Source organism: Streptomyces violaceorubidus (assembly GCF_000717995.1).
In the GTDB taxonomy this organism is placed as follows: Bacteria; Actinomycetota; Actinomycetes; order Streptomycetales; family Streptomycetaceae; genus Streptomyces; species Streptomyces violaceorubidus.
On the sequence record NZ_JODM01000041.1, the window covers coordinates 25,809 to 45,392 of the forward strand.

At 71.4% G+C, this 19,584-nt stretch carries 18 protein-coding genes, 1 pseudogene and 1 riboswitch; of the genes and pseudogenes, 18 read left to right on the forward strand and 1 reads right to left on the reverse strand.

Annotated features, from left to right (window positions below):
* Positions 1 to 6 precede the first annotated feature (6 nt).
* The 16 genes and pseudogenes from IE94_RS0131435 to IE94_RS36310 all read left to right on the forward strand — a co-directional run bounded on the left by IE94_RS0131435 (position 7) and on the right by IE94_RS36310 (position 16,187).
* A complete protein-coding gene (locus IE94_RS0131435; RefSeq protein ID WP_030191096.1) occupies positions 7 to 879 on the forward strand; it encodes a glycosyltransferase family 2 protein in 873 nt (290 codons plus the stop codon).
* Positions 880 to 977: 98 nt separating this feature from the next.
* Complete coding sequence (locus IE94_RS0131440) at positions 978 to 1,907, forward strand: ABC transporter permease (RefSeq protein WP_037924106.1); 930 nt, start codon at positions 978 to 980, stop codon at positions 1,905 to 1,907.
* Positions 1,900 to 2,679 (forward strand): ABC transporter ATP-binding protein, encoded by a 780-nt coding sequence (locus IE94_RS0131445; RefSeq protein WP_030191099.1) that lies wholly within the window; start codon positions 1,900 to 1,902, stop codon positions 2,677 to 2,679. Before IE94_RS0131440 ends, IE94_RS0131445 begins: the two co-directional genes overlap by 8 nt.
* A 358-nt stretch (positions 2,680 to 3,037) precedes the next feature.
* On the forward strand, positions 3,038 to 3,958 hold the full coding sequence (gene hpnC, locus IE94_RS0131450) for a squalene synthase HpnC (RefSeq protein WP_030191100.1): 921 nt from the start codon (positions 3,038 to 3,040) through the stop codon (positions 3,956 to 3,958).
* Positions 3,955 to 4,905 (forward strand): presqualene diphosphate synthase HpnD, encoded by a 951-nt coding sequence (gene hpnD, locus IE94_RS0131455; protein ID WP_030191101.1) that lies wholly within the window; start codon positions 3,955 to 3,957, stop codon positions 4,903 to 4,905. Before hpnC ends, hpnD begins: the two co-directional genes overlap by 4 nt.
* Entirely contained in the window at positions 4,905 to 5,063 is a 159-nt protein-coding gene (locus IE94_RS41310) for a DUF6380 family protein (protein ID WP_037924109.1), read from the forward strand. Before hpnD ends, IE94_RS41310 begins: the two co-directional genes overlap by 1 nt.
* On the forward strand, positions 5,060 to 6,496 hold the full coding sequence (hpnE, locus tag IE94_RS0131460; protein WP_030191102.1) for a hydroxysqualene dehydroxylase HpnE: 1,437 nt from the start codon (positions 5,060 to 5,062) through the stop codon (positions 6,494 to 6,496). Before IE94_RS41310 ends, hpnE begins: the two co-directional genes overlap by 4 nt.
* A gap of 68 nt (positions 6,497 to 6,564) precedes the next feature.
* Positions 6,565 to 7,629, forward strand: coding sequence for a polyprenyl synthetase family protein (locus tag IE94_RS0131465; protein WP_030191103.1), 1,065 nt, complete (start codon positions 6,565 to 6,567; stop codon positions 7,627 to 7,629).
* A 114-nt stretch (positions 7,630 to 7,743) separates the two neighbouring features.
* Positions 7,744 to 9,786: a squalene--hopene cyclase gene (gene shc, locus IE94_RS0131470; RefSeq protein ID WP_030191104.1), complete on the forward strand. Its 2,043-nt coding sequence runs from the start codon at positions 7,744 to 7,746 to the stop codon at positions 9,784 to 9,786.
* Positions 9,786 to 10,427, forward strand: a complete 642-nt coding sequence (locus tag IE94_RS0131475; RefSeq protein WP_030191105.1) for a phosphorylase family protein — start codon at positions 9,786 to 9,788, stop codon at positions 10,425 to 10,427. The genes shc and IE94_RS0131475 overlap by 1 nt, the downstream gene beginning before the upstream one ends.
* Positions 10,428 to 10,433: 6 nt before the next feature.
* The gene (gene hpnH, locus IE94_RS0131480) at positions 10,434 to 11,456 is read left to right on the forward strand and encodes an adenosyl-hopene transferase HpnH (protein ID WP_030191106.1); all 1,023 of its coding nucleotides are present in this window, start codon (positions 10,434 to 10,436) and stop codon (positions 11,454 to 11,456) included.
* A gap of 4 nt (positions 11,457 to 11,460) precedes the next feature.
* Positions 11,461 to 12,042, forward strand: a pseudogene (locus IE94_RS38565) (flavodoxin-dependent (E)-4-hydroxy-3-methylbut-2-enyl-diphosphate synthase); the annotation flags it as partial.
* The gene (dxs, locus tag IE94_RS37340) at positions 12,042 to 13,985 is read left to right on the forward strand and encodes a 1-deoxy-D-xylulose-5-phosphate synthase (protein ID WP_051777785.1); all 1,944 of its coding nucleotides are present in this window, start codon (positions 12,042 to 12,044) and stop codon (positions 13,983 to 13,985) included. The pseudogene IE94_RS38565 and the gene dxs, both read left to right, overlap by 1 nt.
* Positions 13,986 to 15,371 carry an aspartate aminotransferase family protein gene (locus IE94_RS0131490; protein ID WP_030191107.1) on the forward strand — a complete coding sequence of 462 codons (1,386 nt, stop codon included), beginning with the start codon at positions 13,986 to 13,988 and terminating at the stop codon, positions 15,369 to 15,371.
* A gap of 73 nt (positions 15,372 to 15,444) precedes the next feature.
* The gene (locus IE94_RS0131495; RefSeq protein WP_030191108.1) at positions 15,445 to 16,071 is read left to right on the forward strand and encodes a helix-turn-helix domain-containing protein; all 627 of its coding nucleotides are present in this window, start codon (positions 15,445 to 15,447) and stop codon (positions 16,069 to 16,071) included.
* A complete protein-coding gene (locus IE94_RS36310) occupies positions 16,068 to 16,187 on the forward strand; it encodes a DUF6126 family protein (protein ID WP_037924112.1) in 120 nt (39 codons plus the stop codon). The genes IE94_RS0131495 and IE94_RS36310 overlap by 4 nt, the downstream gene beginning before the upstream one ends.
* A 24-nt stretch (positions 16,188 to 16,211) precedes the next feature.
* On the opposite strand, the gene IE94_RS0131505 is transcribed toward IE94_RS36310, so the two are convergent.
* Positions 16,212 to 17,009: a tyrosine-protein phosphatase gene (locus IE94_RS0131505; protein WP_030191109.1), complete on the reverse strand. Its 798-nt coding sequence runs from the start codon at positions 17,007 to 17,009 to the stop codon at positions 16,212 to 16,214.
* Positions 17,010 to 17,430: 421 nt separating this feature from the next.
* A riboswitch (cyclic di-AMP (ydaO/yuaA leader) is annotated at positions 17,431 to 17,590 on the forward strand.
* Positions 17,591 to 17,592: 2 nt separating this feature from the next.
* Here IE94_RS0131505 and IE94_RS0131510 point away from each other — a divergent pair.
* Both IE94_RS0131510 and IE94_RS0131515 read left to right on the forward strand, forming a co-directional pair.
* A complete protein-coding gene (locus IE94_RS0131510; protein WP_030191115.1) occupies positions 17,593 to 18,543 on the forward strand; it encodes a M23 family metallopeptidase in 951 nt (316 codons plus the stop codon).
* A gap of 228 nt (positions 18,544 to 18,771) precedes the next feature.
* Entirely contained in the window at positions 18,772 to 19,557 is a 786-nt protein-coding gene (locus IE94_RS0131515) for an SGNH/GDSL hydrolase family protein (RefSeq protein WP_030191116.1), read from the forward strand.
* Positions 19,558 to 19,584 lie beyond the last annotated feature (27 nt).

A 19,584-nucleotide genomic window follows, 5' to 3' on the forward strand; every position in this document is an offset into this window, starting at 1 on the left:
GCGCCCATGAAGGTCGGCGCCGTCGTCATCACGATGGGCAACCGCCCCGAGGAACTGCGCGCCCTGCTGGACTCGGTCGCCAAGCAGGACGGCGACCCGGTCCAGGTCGTCGTGGTCGGCAACGGCTCGCCCGTGCCGGAGGTGCCCGAGGGCGTGCGCACCGTCGAGCTGCCCGAGAACCTGGGCATCCCCGGCGGCCGCAACGTCGGCATCGAGGCCTTCGGCCCCGGCGGCAGCGACGTCGACGTCCTGCTCTTCCTCGACGACGACGGCCTGCTCGCCCGCACCGACACCGCCGAGCTGTGCCGCCGGGCCTTCGCCGACGACGAGGAGCTGGGCATCATCAGCTTCCGCATCGCCGACCCGGACACCGGCGAGACCCAGCGCCGGCACGTCCCGCGGCTGCGCGCCTCCGACCCGATGCGCTCCTCCCGGGTCACCACCTTCCTCGGCGGCGCCAACGCCGTGCGCACCCGCGTCCTCACCCAGGTCGGCGGGCTGCCGGAGGCGTTCTTCTACGCCCACGAGGAGACCGACCTGGCCTGGCGGGCCCTGGACGCGGGCTGGATGATCGACTACCGGTCCGACATGGTGCTGAACCACCCCACGACCGCGCCGTCCCGGCACGCGGTCTACCACCGCATGGTCGCCCGCAACCGCGTCTGGCTCGCCCGCCGCAACCTCCCCGCGCTCCTGGTCCCGGTCTACCTCGGCGTCTGGATGCTGCTCACCCTGCTGCGCCGGCCGTCGCGACCTGCGCTGAAGGCATGGTTCGGCGGCTTCCGCGAGGGCTGGGCCACCCCGTGCGGTCCCCGCCGGCCCATGCGGTGGCGTACGGTGTGGCGCCTGACCCGGCTGGGCCGCCCCCCGGTGATCTGACAAGCTCGTACCCGAGAGCGTTCCGGCCCCGACCGGAGCCACCAGGTCCATGCCAGGCCCGCGCGGCCGAGCATTCTCGAAGACGAAAGTTTCCACCAGTGAGTGAGACAACGCACGACGGCACGGTCGCCATGACCAAGCCCGTGTCGCCCGACGAGGGCCTCACACCGGCCCGGCTCGCCGCCAAGTACGGGCTGTCCGTGAGCGGTGCCCGGCCTTCCCTCATGGAGTACGTCCGCCAGCTCTGGGGACGGCGGCACTTCATCCTCGCCTTCTCCCAGGCGAAGCTGACCGCCCAGTACAGCCAGGCCAAGCTCGGCCAGCTCTGGCAGGTGGCCACCCCGCTGCTGAACGCGTTCGTCTACTTCGCGATCTTCGGCCTGATCCTCAACGCGGGCAAGGGCATGCCCAAGGACGTGTACATCCCGTTCCTGGTGACCGGTGTGTTCGTCTTCACCTTCACCCAGTCCTCCGCGATGGCGGGCGTGCGCGCCATCTCCGGCAACCTCGGGCTGGTGCGGGCGCTGCACTTCCCGCGCGCCTCCCTGCCCGTCTCGTTCGCGCTCCAGCAGCTCCAGCAGCTGCTGGCCTCGATGATCGTCCTGTTCGTGGTGGTCGTCGGCTTCGGCAGCTACCCCTCGCTGTCCTGGCTGCTGGTCGTGCCGGCGCTCGTCCTGCAGTTCCTGTTCAACGTGGGGCTGGCGCTCATCGTGGCCCGCATGGGGGCCAAGACGCCGGACCTGGCCCAGCTGATGCCGTTCATCATGCGGACCTGGATGTACGCGTCCGGCGTCATGTTCTCCATCCCGATCATGCTGGAGGACAAGCCGGCCTGGCTCGCGGACGTGCTCCAGTGGAACCCGGCCGCCGTCTACATGGACCTGATCCGCTTCGCCCTGATCGACGGGTACGGCTCCGAGAACCTGCCGCCGCACGTGTGGGCGGTCGGGCTCGGCTGGGCCGTGGTCCTCGCCGTGGGCGGCTTCGTGTACTTCTGGAAGGCGGAGGAGAGGTACGGCCGTGGCTGAGCAGCAGCAGGACCAGCGGGTGCCGACGGTCATCGCGGACGAACTGCACATCGTCTACCGCGTCAACGGCGCCAAGACCGGCAAGGGAAGTGCCACCGCCGCCCTCAGCCGCATACTCAAGCGCGGCGAGGAGCGGGGCGTGCGCAAGGTGCACGCCGTGCGCGGTGTCTCCTTCACCGCCTACCGGGGCGAGGCCATCGGTCTGATCGGCTCCAACGGCTCCGGCAAGTCGACGCTGCTGCGGGCCATCGCCGGCCTGCTGCCGGCCGAGCGCGGCAAGGTCTACACCGACGGCCAGCCCTCCCTGCTCGGCGTGAACGCGGCCCTGATGAACGACCTGACCGGCGAGCGGAACGTCATCCTCGGCGGCCTGGCCATGGGCATGACCCGCGAGGAGATCAAGGAGCGCTACCAGGACATCGTCGACTTCTCCGGCATCAACGAGAAGGGCGACTTCATCACCCTGCCCATGCGCACCTACTCCTCCGGCATGGCGGCGCGGCTGCGCTTCTCCATCGCCGCCGCCAAGGACCACGACGTCCTGATGATCGACGAGGCGCTGGCCACCGGTGACCGCAAGTTCCAGACCCGCTCCGAGGAGCGCATCCGGGAACTGAAGAAGGAGGCCGGCACCGTCTTCCTGGTCAGCCACAACAACAAGTCCATCCGGGACACCTGCAACCGGGTCCTGTGGCTGGAGCGCGGCGAACTGCGCATGGACGGCCCGACCGGCGAGGTGCTCAAGGAGTACGAGAAGTTCACCGGGAAGTAGCCCGACACGCCGGGGCCCCGCCGGAACTGTTCCGGCGGGGCCCCGCGTCTGCAAAGGAAGCGTCAACTCCTGACGTACTCAGGAATCTTGAAGTCAATCGGTGTGTTGTTGTGATGCGCCGCGGACCCCGACGGACGCCCGTGAGTTGTACAACGTAAGCTGTAGCGGTCCCGAAACGCGGCACATCGGGCGATAATGCCCGACGCCCTGGAGCGGCCTGCCGCGCGGGTGGCGGGGCGGCGTGTCCGAAATAGTGTGTATTGGGTCGGCAGTGTAGAACGGGAGATGTGACGGCAATGGCTACGGAAACTCCCCGGCTCCGCGGAGCGTGCGCCGTCGCCGCCCAGGGCAGCCCGCGATGACGGCCACCGACGCGGCGCACGTCGTCGACCCGGAGCGCGGCACCCTCGCCAAGGCCGCCCACGAGAACTTCCCCGTCGCCCCCTTCTTCCTGCCCCGCGCCTGGCGCACCGACCTGATGGCGGTGTACGGCTTCGCCCGCCTCGTCGACGACATCGGCGACGGCGACCTCGCCCCGGGCGGAGCGGACGCCCGTCTCCTCGGCGTCCCCGCGGACCGCGCCGACGACCGCCTGCTGATGCTGGACGCCTTCGAGGCGGACCTGCTCCGTGTCTTCGAGGGTTCCGACGGTTCCGGCGGCCCGCCCCGTCACCCCCTGCTGCGCCGTCTGGTGCCCACGGTGCGCCGCCGCGCGCTGACCCCCGAGCCCTTCCTCGGCCTGATCGCCGCCAACCGCCAGGACCAGCTGGTCGCCCGGTACGAGACCTACGACGACCTCCTCGCCTACTGCGAACTGTCCGCCAACCCGGTCGGTCGCCTCGTGCTGGCCGTCACCGGCACCTCGACACCGGAACGGATCCGCCGCTCCGACGAGATCTGCACCGCCCTGCAGATCGTCGAGCACCTCCAGGACGTCGCCGAGGACCTGGGCCGGGACCGGATCTACCTGCCCGCCGAGGACATGAAACGTTTCCACGTCGAGGAGACGGACCTCGCCGCACCCACCGCCAACGCCTCCGTGCGCGCCCTGATCGCCTACGAGGCCGCCCGCGCCCGCGACCTGCTGAATGAAGGAGCCCCCCTGGTGGGTAGCGTCCACGGCAGGCTGCGGCTGCTCCTCGCGGGCTTCGTGGCGGGTGGAAGGGCGGCGCTCCGCGCGATCGCCGCGGCGGATCACGACGTACTTCCCGGCCCGCCCAAGTCAGGCAAGGTCCACTTGCTGCGCGAGGCGGGCGTGGTCCTGCGAGGAGAGGGGTGATCGGGTCCGTGGAGTCGCCAGCGAACATGTCGGCACCGGTGCTCGCCGCCTACAGCTACTGCGAGACCGTCACCGGTCAGCAGGCACGTAACTTCGCCTACGGCATCCGGCTGCTGCCCACGCCCAAGCGGCGGGCGATGTCCGCGCTGTACGCGTTCTCGCGGCGGGTGGACGACATCGGCGACGGGGTGCTGGCGGACGACGTCAAGGTCGCCCGGCTGGACGAGACCCGGGCCGTGCTGGCCCGGATCCAGGACGGCGCGGTCGACGAGGACGACACCGACCCGGTCGCGGTGGCCCTCGCCGACGCGGCCCGGCGGTTCCCGATCCCGCTCGGCGGCCTCGACGAGCTGATCGACGGCGTCCAGATGGACCTGCGCGGCGAGACCTACGAGACCTGGGACGACCTGAAGGTCTACTGCCGCTGCGTGGCGGGTGCCATCGGACGCCTCTCGCTCGGCGTCTTCGGCACCGAACCGGGGGCGCGCGGCGCCGAGCGCGCGCCCGAGTACGCCGACACGCTCGGCCTCGCGCTCCAGCTCACCAACATCCTGCGCGACGTCCGGGAGGACGCCGAGGGCGGGCGCACCTATCTGCCCGCCGACGACCTCGCCAAGTTCGGCTGCTCGGCCGGCTTCAACGGTCCGACCCCACCCGAGGGCTCCGACTTCGCGGGCCTCGTGCACTTCGAAGTGCGTCGGGCCCGCGCCCTTTTCGCCGAGGGCTACCGGCTGCTGCCCATGCTCGACCGGCGCAGCGGCGCCTGTGTGGCCGCCATGGCCGGCATCTACCGGCGCCTTCTGGACCGCATCGAGCGCGACCCCGAGGCGGTGCTGCGCGGCCGGGTCTCCCTGCCGGGACGCGAGAAGGCGTACGTCGCCGTGCGGGGTCTGTCCGGCCTCGACACCCGGCACGTCACCCGGCGGACCGTCAGGAGGCGCGCCTGATGGACACACCGGGCACACTCGACACCCAGGACCCGCTCGGAACCACCGGTGGACAGCGGCGGGCAACCCTCCGGTGGCGGTCGGCGTCCCTGACTGAGACGGTCGGCCGTACGCCGTTCACCCACCTCGGCGACCGGACAGGGAAGGGCGCACCATGACGCAGGGCAACGGCACGCGCGAGGGCGCAGTGCTCGCGGACGTCTCGGCCCTCGGTCCAGGCGGACACGCCGTCGTGGTCGGCGGCGGGCTCGCGGGGGTCACCACCGCGCTCGCACTCGCCGACGCCGGCGTGCGCGTCACCCTGCTCGAAGGACGCCCCCGGCTGGGCGGGCTGGCCTTCTCCTTCCAGCGCGGCGACCTCACCGTCGACAACGGCCAGCACGTGTACCTGCGCTGCTGCACCGCCTACCGGTGGTTCCTCGACCGGATCGGCGGAGCGGCGCTCGCACCGGTGCAGGACCGTCTCGACGTGCCCGTGGTCGACCTGGCGCGGCCCGAGGGCAACCGGCTCGGCAGACTGCGGCGCGACGCCCTGCCCGTACCCCTGCACCTGGGGCGCAGCCTGGCTTCCTACCCGCACCTCTCCCTCGCCGAACGCGCCTCGGTGGGGCGTGCCGCGCTCGCGCTGAAGGGGCTCGACCTCGCCGATCCGACCCTGGACACCCAGGACTTCGGCAGCTGGCTGGCCGCGCACGGCCAGTCGACGCGTGCCGTCGAGGCCCTGTGGGACCTGGTCGGGGTCGCCACCCTCAACGCGGTCGCGGGCGACGCCTCGCTGGGGCTCGCCGCGATGGTGTTCAAGACCGGTCTGCTGTCCGACCCGGGAGCGGCCGACATCGGGTGGGCCCGCGTCCCGCTGGGCGAACTGCACGACCGGCTGGCCCGCAAGGCGCTCGACTCCGCGGGCGTCCGTACCGAGGTCCGTACACGCGTCACCTCCGTCTCCGTAAACGAGAACGGCGGCTGGAGCGTCCAGGTTCCCGACGAGACGCTCGAAGCGGACGCGGTCGTCCTCGCCGTACCCCAGCGCGAGGCGTACGACCTGCTGCCGGACGGCGCGCTGGACGCCCCGGAGAATCTTCTGCGGATCGGCACCGCGCCGATCCTCAACATCCACGTGGTCTACGACCGCAAGGTGCTCGCCACCCCCTTCCTCACGGCGCTGGGCACTCCGGTGCAGTGGGTCTTCGACCGTACCGAGGCCTCCGGGCTGAAGGAGGGTCAGTACCTGGCGCTGTCCCAGTCGACGGCGCAGCACGAGATCGACGAGCCCGTGGCCGCGCTGCGCGAGCGGTACCTGCCGGAACTGGAGCGGCTGCTGCCCCGCACCCGGGGTGCCGAGGTGAAGGACTTCTTCGTGACCAGGGAGCGCACCGCGACGTTCGCCCCCGCCCCCGGCGTCGGCCGCCTCAGGCCCGGCGCCCGCACCAAGGCACCCGGCCTCTACCTGGCCGGAGCGTGGACCGCCACCGGGTGGCCCGCGACCATGGAGAGTGCGGTTCGCAGCGGTGTCGGAGCGGCGGCCGCCGCGCTCGGCACCCCGGGCCGGTCCCGCGGCCTCCTTCCCGACTTCTTCGAGGAGGCGGCGTGAAAGCCGATCCACGCGGGAGCGACTCCCGCACTCCCGGCACCGCAACTGGAGGAAAGACTGTGCCCACTGTGCCCCCGGCCCCGACGGCCGATCGACGGACCACGGTGGACGTGACCGCGCTTCTGGAGCGCGGCCGGACCCTGGCCACGCCGGTCCTGCGGGCGGCGGTCGACCGACTGGCCCCTCCCATGGACACCGTCGCCGCCTACCACTTCGGCTGGATCGACGCCCAGGGCAACCCCGCGCACGCCGACGGCGGCAAGGCGGTCCGCCCCGCGCTCGCCGTGCTCTCCGCCGAGGTGACCGGCGCCGCGCCCGAGGTCGGGGTGCCCGGCGCGGTGGCGGTGGAACTGGTGCACAACTTCTCCCTCCTGCACGACGACCTGATGGACGGCGACGAGCAGCGCCGCCACCGCGACACCGTCTGGAAGGTGCACGGCCCCGCCCAGGCCATCCTGGTCGGCGACGCCCTGTTCGCCCTGGCCAACGAGGTGCTGCTCGAACTGGGCACCGCCGAGGCCGGGCGGGCCACCCGCCGCCTGACCAGGGCCAGCCGCTCGCTGATCGACGGCCAGGCCCAGGACATCTCCTACGAGCACCGCGACCGCGTCAGCGTCGAGGAGTGCCTGGAGATGGAGGGCAACAAGACCGGCGCCCTGCTCGCCTCCGCCAGCTCCATCGGCGCCGTGCTCGGCGGCGCCGACGAGCGCACCGCCGACACCCTGGAGAAGTACGGCTACCACCTCGGCCTCGCCTTCCAGGCCGTCGACGACCTGCTCGGCATCTGGGGCGACCCGGACGCCACCGGCAAGCAGACCTGGAGCGACCTGCGCCAGCGCAAGAAGTCGCTGCCGGTCGTCGCCGCCCTCGCGGCCGGCGGGTCCGCCTCCGAGCGGCTCGGCGAGATCCTCGCCGCCGACGCCAAGGCCAGTGACTTCGCGAACTTCTCGGAGGAGGAGTTCGCGGCCCGCGCCGCCCTCATCGAGGAAGCGGGCGGGCGGGAGTGGACCGCCGACGAGGCGCGTCGCCAGCACACCATCGCCATCGAAGCCCTCGACGCCGTGGACATGCCCGACCGGGTGCGGGACCGGTTCACGGCACTCGCGGACTTCGTCGTCGTACGAAAGAGATGATCATTATCGGTCGAATAGCCCTCGCGTAGTCGCCGGCCGGTGCCGTGGAGACACGAGCACCGGCCGACGGCGGACCCAGCAGACGCACCACGCACACTGCACGAAGGGGATGCCATGACAGCGACGACCGACGGAAGCACCGGGGCCTCCCTGAGGCCCCTGGCAGCCTCGGCCAGCGACACCGACATCACGATCCCCGCCGCGGCGGCCGGGGTACCCGAAGCCGCCGCACGCGCCACCCGGCGCGCCACCGACTTCCTGCTCTCCCAGCAGGACGCCCAGGGCTGGTGGAAGGGCGACCTCGAGACGAACGTCACGATGGACGCCGAGGACCTGCTCCTGCGTCAGTTCCTGGGCATCCAGGAGGAGGAGACCACCCGCGCCGCCGCCCTGTTCATCCGCGGCGAGCAGCGCGAGGACGGCACCTGGGCCTCCTTCTACGGCGGGCCCGGCGAACTGTCCACCACCGTCGAGGCCTACGTCGCCCTCCGCCTGGCCGGCGACTCGCCCGACGCGCCCCACATGGCGCGGGCCGCCGAGTGGATCAGATCCCGCGGCGGCATCGCCTCCGCCCGGGTCTTCACCCGGATCTGGCTCGCCCTGTTCGGCTGGTGGAAGTGGGACGACCTGCCCGAACTCCCGCCGGAGCTCATCTACTCCCCCACCTGGTTCCCGCTCAACATCTACGACTTCGGCTGCTGGGCCCGGCAGACCATCGTGCCGCTCACCATCGTCTCCGCGAAGCGGCCGGTGCGTCCCGCGCCCTTCCCGCTGGACGAGCTGCACACCGACCCGGCACGGCCCAACCCGAGCCGCCCCCTGGCACCGGCGGCCAGCTGGGACGGCGCCTTCCAGCGCATCGACAAGGCCCTGCACGCCTACCGCAAGGTCGCCCCGCGCCGGTTGCGCAGGGCCGCGATGAACAGCGCCGCCCGCTGGATCATCGAGCGGCAGGAGAACGACGGCTGCTGGGGCGGCATCCAGCCCCCGGCCGTCTACTCGGTGATCGCCCTCTACCTGCTCGGCTACGACCTCGAACACCCCGTGATGCGCGCGGGCCTCAAGTCGCTGGACCGTTTCGCCGTCTGGCGCGAGGACGGCGCCCGGATGATCGAGGCCTGCCAGTCCCCGGTGTGGGACACCTGCCTGGCCACCATCGCGCTGGCCGACGCGGGCGTCCCCGAGGACCACCCGCAGCTCGTGAAGGCGGCCGACTGGATGCTCGGCGAGCAGATCGTGCGCCCCGGCGACTGGTCGGTGAAGCGGCCCGGACTCCCGCCCGGCGGCTGGGCGTTCGAGTTCCACAACGACAACTACCCCGACATCGACGACACCGCGGAGGTGGTCCTCGCCCTGCGCCGGGTCAAACACCACGACCCGGAGCGGGTGGAGAAGGCCATCGGCCGCGGGGTCCGCTGGAACCTCGGCATGCAGTCCAAGAACGGCGCCTGGGGCGCCTTCGACGTCGACAACACCAGCGCCTTCCCCAACCGGCTGCCGTTCTGCGACTTCGGCGAGGTCATCGACCCGCCGTCCGCCGACGTCACCGCGCACGTCGTCGAGATGCTCGCCGTCGAGGGCCTCGCCCACGACCCGCGCACCCGCCGCGGCATCCAGTGGCTCCTGGACGCGCAGGAGGCGGACGGCTCCTGGTTCGGCCGCTGGGGCGTCAACTACGTCTACGGCACCGGGGCCGTGATCCCCGCCCTGACCGCCGCGGGGCTGCCCACCTCGCACCAGGCCATCCGGCGCGCGGTGCGCTGGCTGGAGTCCGTGCAGAACGAGGACGGCGGCTGGGGCGAGGACCTGCGCTCCTACCGCTACGTCCGGGAGTGGAGCGGCCGGGGCGCCTCGACCGCCTCGCAGACCGGCTGGGCGCTGATGGCCCTGCTGGCGGCGGGGGAGCGGGAGTCCAAGGCCGTGGAGCGCGGCATCGCGTGGCTGGCGGCCACCCAGCGGGAGGACGGCTCCTGGGACGAGCCGTACTTCACGGGCACCGGCTTCCCGTGGGACTTCTCCATCAACTACCACCTCTACCGCCAGGTCTTCCCGCTCACCGCACTGGGCCGGTACCTCAACGGGGAGCCCTTCGCCGACAAGCCCCGCGCGGCCGAGGCACCCGCCGCGTCCGCCGCGGCCGAGGTGAAGGGAAGCTGATGACCCCGCAGACCGGCCCCTCCCCGCTGCTGATCGCCTGCGCGCTCGGCATCGAGCACCTCGCCCTGCGCACCGGCGACCGCGCGGGCGCGGGCGGGCCGGTCACCGTCCTGCGCACCGGCATGGGCCCCAAGGCGGCCGAACGCTCGGTCTCCCGGGTCCTGGCCGACCCGGCGTTCGAGTTGGCCGCGGTGCTCGCCACCGGCTTCTGCGCGGGACTGGCCCCCGGCATGCACCCCGGCGACCTGGTCGTCGCCGAGGAGACCCGGGACCCGCGTTCCACCGTCGCCTGCGTCGCGACCGACCGGCTCGTCAAGGAACTCGCGCGAGCCGTCCCCGGGCGCACCGTCCACACCGGGCCGCTGACCGGCTCGGACCACGTCGTCCGCGGCCCCGAACGGGCCGACCTGCTCGCGACCGGCGCGATCGCCGTGGACATGGAGTCCGCGGCCACGCTCCTGAGCGCCGTCCGCACGGGCCCGCGCCCGGTTGCGGCCGTCCGAGTGGTCGTGGACGCCCCGGAACACGAACTCGTCCGGATCGGCACCGTACGCGGTGGAATATCGGCTTTCCGTGTTCTTCGATCCGTTCTTCCCGCATTTTTCCAATGGCACCGTTCTTTGTTGCTCCCCCGGAGGTGAGCCCAGATGGCCATGCCCCTGCGCCAGTCCATCAAGGTCGCTACATACCTGGCCGAACAGAAGATTCGCCGACGGGACAAGTTCCCGCTCATCGTGGAACTGGAGCCGCTCTTCGCCTGCAACCTGAAGTGTGAGGGGTGCGGGAAGATCCAGCACCCGGCCGGCGTGCTCAAGCAGCGCATGCCCGTCGCGCAGGCCGTGGGAGCGGTCCTGGAGTCGGGGGCGCCGATGGTCTCCATCGCCGGCGGCGAACCCCTGATGCACCCCCAGATCGACGAGATCGTGCGGCAGTTGGTGGCCAAGCGGAAGTACGTCTTCCTCTGCACCAACGCGCTGCTCATGCGCAAGAAGATGGACAAGTTCACGCCCTCGCCGTACTTCGCCTTCGCCGTGCACATCGACGGGCTGCGCGAGCGGCACGACGAGTCCGTGGCCAAGGAGGGCGTGTTCGACGAGGCCGTGGAGGCCATCAAGGAGGCCAAGCGGCGCGGCTTCCGGGTGACCACCAACTCGACCTTCTTCAACACCGACACCCCGCAGACCATCGTCGAGGTGCTCAACTTCCTCAACGACGACCTCAAGGTCGACGAGATGATGATCTCGCCCGCCTACGCCTACGAGAAGGCGCCCGACCAGGATCACTTCCTGGGCGTGGAGCAGACCCGCGAGCTGTTCAGGAAGGCCTTCTCGGGCGGCAACCGCGCCCGCTGGCGGCTCAACCACTCCCCGTTGTTCCTCGACTTCCTCGAGGGCAAGGTCGACTTCCCGTGCACCGCCTGGGCGATCCCGAACTACTCGCTCTTCGGCTGGCAGCGCCCCTGCTACCTGATGAGCGACGGATACGTCCCGACGTACCGGGAGCTGATCGAGAAGACCGACTGGGACAAGTACGGCCGGGGCAAGGACCCGCGCTGCGACAACTGCATGGCGCACTGCGGCTACGAGCCCACCGCCGTACTGGCCACCATGGGCTCGCTCAAGGAGTCCCTGCGCGCCATGCGCGAGACCGTCTCCTCGAACCGGGAGTGAGGTCATGACCGCCATCCCCTTGGGGCTCCCCGAGGTACCGGTCCGGCCGATCGCCGAGCGGCGCGTGTCGCGGCGGATCCAGGTCGGGCCGGTGGCGGTCGGGGGCGGCGCCCCGGTGTCGGTGCAGTCGATGACGACCACCCGCACGTCCGACATCGGGGCCACGCTCCAGCAGATCGCCGAGCTGACGGCGTCCGGCTGCCAGATCGTCCGCGTGGCCTGCCCGACCCAGGACGACGCCGACGCGCTGCCCGTCATCGCCAGGGCGCTGGCGGAGTCCGCGCTGTGGGAGGCGTCGCTCTTCGAGGAGCACGACTTCCGCGACATCAAGATCTCGGTCAAGCACAACGACCCGGTCGTCATGGTCGAGGCCTACCGCCAGAGCGCCCCGCCGGTCGAGGAGATCAAGGTCGGCATCCAGATCCTCCAGTCGCTGGGGCTCAGGGAGCGCCGGCTGGAGATCGTCTCCTGCCCGTCCTGCGGCCGTGCCCAGGTGGACGTGTACAAGCTGGCCGAGGAGGTCACCGCCGGTCTGGAGGGCATGGAGGTCCCGCTCCGCGTCGCCGTCATGGGCTGCGTCGTCAACTGGAGAACATCCGGGGACCACGCGACCTGAAGACGCTGTCCGAGGCGGAACTCGGTGAACTGTCCGACGAGATACGTGACTTCCTGGTGCACGCGGTCGCCCGCACCGGCGGTCACCTCGGACCCAATCTCGGCGTGGTGGAACTCACCGTCGCCCTGCACCGGGTCTTCGAGTCGCCGGACGACCGCATCCTGTGGGACACCGGCCACCAGAGCTACGTACACAAACTACTGACCGGGCGTCAGGACTTCTCCAAGCTGCGGAGCAAGGGAGGCCTGTCCGGCTACCCCTCGCGCGAGGAGTCCGAGCACGACGTCATCGAGAACAGCCACGCCTCCACCGTCCTCGGCTGGGCCGACGGTCTCGCCAAGGCCCGGCAGGTGCGGGGGGAGCGGAACCACGTCGTGGCCGTGATCGGCGACGGCGCGCTCACCGGCGGCATGGCCTGGGAGGCGCTGAACAACATCGCGGCGGCCCGGGACCGCCCGCTGATCATCGTCGTCAACGACAACGAACGCTCCTACGCCCCGACCATCGGCGGCCTCGCCCACCACCTGGCGACCCTGCGCACCACCGACGGCTACGAGCGGGCCCTGGCCTGGGGCAAGGACGTGCTCCAGCGCACGCCCGTGGTCGGCAACACCGTCTACGAGGCCCTGCACGGGGCGAAGAAGGGCTTCAAGGACGCCTTCGCTCCGCAGGGCCTCTTCGAGGACCTCGGGCTGAAGTACCTCGGGCCGATCGACGGGCACGACATCGGTGCCGTCGAGTCGGCGCTGCGCCGCGCCAAAGGCTTCCACGGCCCGGTCCTGGTGCACTGCCTCACCGAGAAGGGCCGCGGCTACGAACCCGCCCTGCGCGACGAGGAGGACCACTTCCACACCGTGGGCGTGATGGACCCGCTCACCTGCGAGCCGCTCAGTCCGGCGGGCGGCCCGTCCTGGACCTCGGTGTTCGGTGAGGAGATCGTCCGGATCGGCGAGGAGCGCGAGGACGTCGTCGCGATCACCGCGGCCATGCTGCACCCGGTCGGCCTGGCGCCGTTCGCCGCCCGCTTCCCCGACCGGGTCTGGGACGTCGGCATCGCCGAGCAGCACGCCGCCGTGTCCGCGGCCGGTCTCGCCACCGGCGGACTGCACCCCGTCGTCGCCGTCTACGCCACCTTCCTCAACCGCGCCTTCGACCAGCTCCTGATGGACGTGGCACTGCACCGCTGCGGCGTCACCTTCGTCCTGGACCGGGCCGGCGTCACCGGTGTCGACGGTGCCTCGCACAACGGCATGTGGGACATGTCCGTCCTCCAGGTCGTCCCCGGGCTGCGGATCGCCGCCCCGCGCGACGCCGACCAGCTGCGCGCCCAGCTGCGCGAGGCGGTCGCCGTGGACGACGCCCCGACGCTGCTGCGCTTCCCGAAGGAGTCCGTCGGCCCCGCCGTACCCGCCGTGGACCGGATCGGCGGCCTGGACGTCCTGCACGCCGGGGACCGGCCCGAGGTGCTGCTCGTGGCCGTGGGCGTGATGGCGCCCGTCTGCCTCGGGGCCGCAGAACTCCTGGAGGCCCGCGGCATCGGCTGCACCGTCGTCGACCCCCGCTGGGTCAAGCCCGTCGACCCGGCGCTCGCGCCCCTCGCCGCCCGGCACCGGCTGGTGGCCGTGGTCGAGGACAACAGCCGGGCCGCCGGGGTCGGTTCGGCGGTGGCCCTGGCACTGGGCGACGCCGAGGTCGACGTGCCCGTGCGCCGCTTCGGCATCCCCGAGCAGTTCCTCGCGCACGCCAAGCGCGCCGAGGTGCTCGCGGACATCGGGCTGACCCCGGTCGACGTCGCCGGCCGGATCGGCGCGAGTCTGGCCCTCGCCGAACCGGCCGTTCAGGGGCCCGGGAAACCGGCAGTGGAACAGTCCGGCGACGGACGGATCGTCATGCCAGCGCAAGGAGAGAACTGAATGACCAAGGAGTTCGACCTCGCCGCGCTCTTGGCCGAGCGCGGGGCCGAGCGGTACGAGCTGCACGCCAAGCACCTCAACCACCAGCTGCCGCGCATGCTGCACACCATCGGCTTCGACAAGGTCTACGAGCGGGCCGAGGGCGCGCACTTCTGGGACGCGGACGGCAACGACTACCTGGACATGCTCGCCGGGTTCGCCGTGATGGGCCTGGGCCGCCACCACCCCGTCGTCCGCAAGGCGCTGCACGACGTCCTCGACGCCTCGCTCGCCGACCTGACCCGCTTCGACTGCCCGCCGCTGCCGGGGCTGCTGGCCGAGAAGCTGCTCTCCTACAGCCCGCACCTGGACCGGGTCTTCTTCGGCAACAGCGGCACCGAGGCCGTCGAGACCGCGCTGAAGTTCGCCCGGTACGCGACCGGCAGACGGCGGATCCTGTACTGCTCGCACGCCTTCCACGGGCTGACCACCGGCTCGCTGTCCGTCAACGGCGAGGACGGTTTCCGCAAGGGCTTCGCCCCCCTGCTCCCCGACACCGCCGTCCCGCTCGGCGACCTGGAGGCCCTGGCGCGCGAGCTGGGGAAGGGCGACGTGGCCGCCCTGATCGTGGAGCCGGTCCAGGGCAAGGGCGTGCACGAGGCCCCGCCCGGCTACCTGCTCGCCGCGCAGGAACTGCTGCACCGGCACAAGGCGCTGCTGATCGCCGACGAGGTGCAGACGGGCCTCGGCCGCACGGGCAAGTTCTACGCCTACCAGCACGAGGACGGGGTGGAGCCCGACCTGGTCTGCGTGGCCAAGGCGCTGTCCGGCGGGTACGTGCCGGTGGGCGCCACCCTGGGCAAGGACTGGATCTTCCAGAAGGTGTACTCCTCGATGGACCGGGTGCAGGTCCACTCGGCGAGCTTCGGGTCCAACGCGCAGGCCATGGCCGCCGGGCTCGCGGTGCTGTCGGTGATGGAGAACGAGGAGATCGTGGCGAACGCCGCCGCGGTGGGGGAGCGGCTGAAGTCCCGGCTGACGGAGCTGGTGGGCCGCTACGAGCTGCTCGCCGACGTACGGGGCCGCGGGCTGATGATCGGCATCGAGTTCGGCAGGCCCCGCTCCCTGAAGCTGCGCAGCCGCTGGACGATGTTGCAGGCCGCGCGGAAGGGACTGTTCGCGCAGATGGTGGTCGTACCGCTGTTGCAGCGCCACCGAATCCTGACCCAGGTCTCCGGCGACCACCTGGAGGTGATCAAGCTGATCCCGCCGCTGATCATCGACACCGCCGACGCCGACCGGTTCGTCGACGCCTTCACGGAGGTGATGGAGGACGCGCACAACGGTGGCGGCCTGATGTGGGACTTCGGCAAGACCCTGGTCAAGCAGGCGGTGGCCAACCGCTGAACCCGCCCTGTGCGTCCTTTGCCTCTGAGGCAAGAAATTTGCCTCCCGGGCAAGAAGCGGGCTGAATGGAGGCATGAGCTCCTCCGACACCGGCCCCGCCGAGGGGGCCGTCGCCGCCGTCGCGCCCCAGCTGCGTGAGCTGCGGCGGCGGGCCGCCCTCACCCTGGAGGCCGCGGCCCGCGCCGCCGGGCTCTCGCCGGCCCACCTGTCCCGCCTGGAGACCGGGCAGCGCCAGCCCTCGCTGCCGATGCTGCTCTCCCTCGCCCGTGTCTACGGTACGACCGTCGCCGAGCTGCTGGGGGAGACGGCCGCCGACCGGGACGCCGTGGTGCGCGCCGCCGACATGGAACCCACGAGCGCGGGCGGCTGGACGTACTACCGCGCCGGAGCGCCGGGCCGCGGCATGCACGCCCTGCGCGTCCAGGTACCGTACGGCTCCCAGGGCGACATCGTGCGCGTGCACCCCGGGGAGGAGTGGCTTCACGTGCTGAGGGGCCGGTTGCGCCTGCGCCTCGCGGACGCCGAGCACCGGCTCGCCGCGGGGGACAGCGCCCACTTCGACTCGACGACCCCGCACCGGATCGCCGCGCAGGACCCCGACGGGGTCGAGCTCCTCTTCGTCCACACCCTGCTGCAGAGCCCGACGGCCGCGCTGTGCCTCGGCCCCGCCCCCGTCCCGAACCCTGGAGAGATGCCATGAGCAGCATGCAGGAGAAGTTCCCCCGCGCCCTGTGGGTACGACTGCTCGTCTACATCGCCCTGGGGCACGTCTTCGGCGGCTTCCTCTACCTGCTGTTCGAGATCGGCGCCAAGTAGTAGCGGCCGCGAGCGGGGCCCGGCTCAGTCCAGCATCCGCTCGCACAGCCGCTGCCTGGTCGCGGCCGTGAGCCGCAGCCCCTTCTCCAGGTACGCGTCGACGCCGCCCCACGTCTCCTCGATGGTCTCGAAGGCCGCCGCCAGGTACTCGGCGCGCGCGTCGAACAGCGGGCTGAGCAGCTCCATGACCTCGGGGGAGTAGGCCGAGGCCGCGGAGCCGCTGCGGCGCACCCGGTAGCGGCGGTGCGCGGCGTTCGACTTCAGGTAGTCCTCGACGACGGCCTCGTGCTCGACGCCCAGGGCGAGCAGGGTGACGGCGACGGACAGGCCCGCACGGTCCTTTCCGGCGGCGCAGTGCATCAGCGCGGGGACGCTGTCCTCGGCGAGCGCGTGCAGGATCCGGGAGTGCTCCGCCGTGCGCTGCGTGACGAGCGAGCGGTAGGAGCCGATCATGCGGTGGACGGCCTTGCCGTCGGCGAGGATGGCGCGCAGCTGGTCGAGGTCTCCGTCCCGGACCATCTTCCAGAACTCGGCGCCGTCGGCCGGATCGCTCAGCGGCAGGTTCACGTTGCGTACGCCCGGCAGCTCGACGTCCGGGCCTTCGAGCTTCTGGTCGGCCGCGTTGCGGAAGTCGAAGATCGTGTGCAGGCCCAGCGAGGCCAGGAACGCGGTGTCCTCGGCGGTGGCGTGTGCCAGGTGACCGCTGCGGAACAGCACCCCCGGTCGCACCCGCCGCCCGTCCACGGTCGGCAGTCCGCCCACGTCCCGGAAGTTGCGCACACCGGTCAGCTCGGGTTCGGTCGAGGGAACCTGCTGCGTCACGGGGACTCCTCCCACTCCACCGCCGCCGCTGCTCGCCGGCGGGTGCGGTTCGACGATACGGCATGACCTGGGAGTGAAATCCCACCTCTAGGGATGTTGCGAGCGAATAGAGGTCTTCTGTCCGAATTGGCCTCTTGATAACAACTGGCCCCGAAATGGCGGAGAGAGAATGAGGGCGCGTGAGCAGGGTCATATCCGTGACCGTGCGTTGCCCGTCATGTTCACGTAATTCGGCTGGTTTTCCGGGTGGTTCAGGGAAAGCGGCGTGATGGAAATCGACGCAGGGTTACCGGTTACTCCCGTAAAGGATCTATCGGAACACCGGTCGGCGGAACCCCTCGCTTGTCCCTGCGCGTCCTGGTCCCTTACGTTCACCACCGATCCGGACGGACGCCTAATCCTGCCGCCGACCGGAGCCCGCACTCATCCACCACCCGTACACGGCAGGAGCGGGGGACCCACAGGTAGAACTGCCTGTTCCGGTTCCCGGAACGGCTTGGGGTAAAGCCGCGTTTCGGCGCGGCCGGGCATCTCCAGCCCGCACCCGACAGCTCACCTCGCAGGCGCCGGAGAGGAATTCGCCATGCCCGCGAAGGGTAAGCACCGCCGTACCAGGGCCATGCGCCTGACCCGCACCATCGCCGTCGCCGGAACCGGTGGCGCCGCGCTCGCGCTCCCGCTGATGGGTGCCGCCGTCGCCAACGCCGCTCCCGCGCACTCCGTTTCCGAGCAGGCCGTGCAGTCCGTTCCGACTGCGGCCAAGAAGGCCGCCGCGAACGGTTCCGAGAAGAATTCGGATTCCCGCACGTACACCGTGAAGAGCGGTGACTACCTTTCGAAGATCGCCGACGAGCAGCACGTCGACGGCGGCTGGAAGAAGCTCTACGCGGACAACCGCGAGGCCGTCGGTTCCGACCCGTCGCTGATCCACCCCGGTCTGAAGCTCGTGATCGGCGGCAAGGCGGCCCAGTCCGCCGCGCCGTCCTCCGCGCAGACGCAGAAGCCCGCGCAGAAGTCCGCCGAGAAGCCCGCCGCCGAGAAGCCCGCCGCCGAGAAGTCGACGGACGCCGAGAAGACCTCCACCTCCGCCTCCTCGAACACCGGCGCCCAGTCCGCGGCCGCCACCAGCGGCTACACCTCCCCCGTCGAGGGCGGCACCGTCGGCACCCCGTACCACCAGTCCGGCAGCATGTGGTCCAGCGGCTACCACACCGGCACCGACTTCGTCGTCCCGACCGGCACCTCGCTGAAGGCCGTCGGCGCGGGCACCGTCGTCTCCGCCGGCTGGGGCGGCGCCTACGGCAACCAGGTCGTCATCCAGCTCGCCGACGGCCACTACGCCCAGTACGCCCACCTCTCCGCGCTGTCCGTCTCCGCCGGCCAGTCGGTGACGGCCGGTCAGCAGGTCGGCCTCTCGGGCGCCACCGGCAACGTGACCGGACCGCACCTGCACTTCGAGATCCGCACCACGCCGGACTACGGCTCGGACATCGACCCGATCGCCTTCCTGCGCTCGCACGGCGTCTCCGTCTGACGACCGGTTCCGCGCAGCCTCCGCGCCCCGAAGGCCGGACCCCGATCCCCGGGTCCGGCCTTCGGCGTTTCGGTGTTTCCGGCCGTCCGATGTATTCCGGAATTGACGAACACTTTAGGAGTGGCCTTTCTCACCGACCGTCAAGCCCTTCCTACGGTCGCGTAAGTCACATTCCAGGGTGAATCATGGGCCGATGTGGCAGACGATTCGAAGAGTGACAGCAGAGCAGTGATCGGGTCGTACGTGGCGGTGGGGGACAGCTTCACCGAGGGCGTCGGCGACCCCGGCCCCGACGGGGCGTTCGTCGGTTGGGCCGACCGGCTCGCCGTACTGCTCGCGGACCGGCGCCCCGAGGGCGACTTCACGTACACGAACCTCGCCGTGCGCGGCAGGCTCCTCGACCAGATCGTGGCGGAACAGGTCCCGCGGGTCGTCGGACTCGCGCCGGACCTGGTCTCGTTCGCGGCCGGCGGCAACGACATCATCCGGCCCGGCACCGATCCCGACGAGCTCGCCGAGCGGTTCGAACTGGCGGTGGCGGCGCTGACCGCCGCGGCCGGCACCGTCCTGGTGACCACCGGGTTCGACACCCGCGGGGTGCCCGTCCTCAAGCACCTGCGGGGCAAGATCGCCACGTACAACGGACACGTCCGCGCCATCGCCGACCGCTACGGCTGCCCGGTGCTCGACCTGTGGTCGCTGCGGAGCGTCCAGGACCGCAGGGCATGGGACGCCGACCGGCTGCACCTGTCGCCGGAGGGCCACACCCGCGTGGCGCTGCGCGCGGGGCAGGCCCTCGGCCTGCGCGTCCCGGCCGACCCGGACCAGCCCTGGCCGCCCCTGCCGCCCCGCGGCACGCTCGACGTCCGGCGCGACGACGTGCACTGGGCGCGCGAGTACCTGGTGCCGTGGATCGGGCGCCGGCTGCGCGGCGAGTCGTCGGGCGACCACGTGACGGCCAAGGGGACCCTGTCGCCGGACGACATCAAGACGCGGATCGCCGCGGTGGCCTGAGCGGGGTCGGGCGGCCGGGGCCCGGGC

Bases quoted from the DNA above. Each gene is read 5' to 3' on its own strand.
- hpnE (WP_030191102.1), top strand. From the start codon at position 5,060: ATGACGCAGGGCAACGGCACGCGCGAGGGCGCAGTGCTCGCGGACGTC.
- IE94_RS0131490 (WP_030191107.1), top strand. From the start codon at position 13,986: ATGACCAAGGAGTTCGACCTCGCCGCGCTCTTGGCCGAGCGCGGGGCC.
- shc (WP_030191104.1), top strand. From the start codon at position 7,744: ATGACAGCGACGACCGACGGAAGCACCGGGGCCTCCCTGAGGCCCCTG.
- IE94_RS0131475 (WP_030191105.1), top strand. From the start codon at position 9,786: ATGACCCCGCAGACCGGCCCCTCCCCGCTGCTGATCGCCTGCGCGCTC.
- IE94_RS0131495 (WP_030191108.1), top strand. From the start codon at position 15,445: ATGAGCTCCTCCGACACCGGCCCCGCCGAGGGGGCCGTCGCCGCCGTC.
- IE94_RS36310 (WP_037924112.1), top strand. From the start codon at position 16,068: ATGAGCAGCATGCAGGAGAAGTTCCCCCGCGCCCTGTGGGTACGACTG.
- IE94_RS0131510 (WP_030191115.1), top strand. From the start codon at position 17,593: ATGCCCGCGAAGGGTAAGCACCGCCGTACCAGGGCCATGCGCCTGACC.
- hpnH (WP_030191106.1), top strand. From the start codon at position 10,434: ATGGCCATGCCCCTGCGCCAGTCCATCAAGGTCGCTACATACCTGGCC.
- IE94_RS0131435 (WP_030191096.1), top strand. From the start codon at position 7: ATGAAGGTCGGCGCCGTCGTCATCACGATGGGCAACCGCCCCGAGGAA.
- IE94_RS41310 (WP_037924109.1), top strand. From the start codon at position 4,905: ATGGACACACCGGGCACACTCGACACCCAGGACCCGCTCGGAACCACC.
- hpnC (WP_030191100.1), top strand. From the start codon at position 3,038: ATGACGGCCACCGACGCGGCGCACGTCGTCGACCCGGAGCGCGGCACC.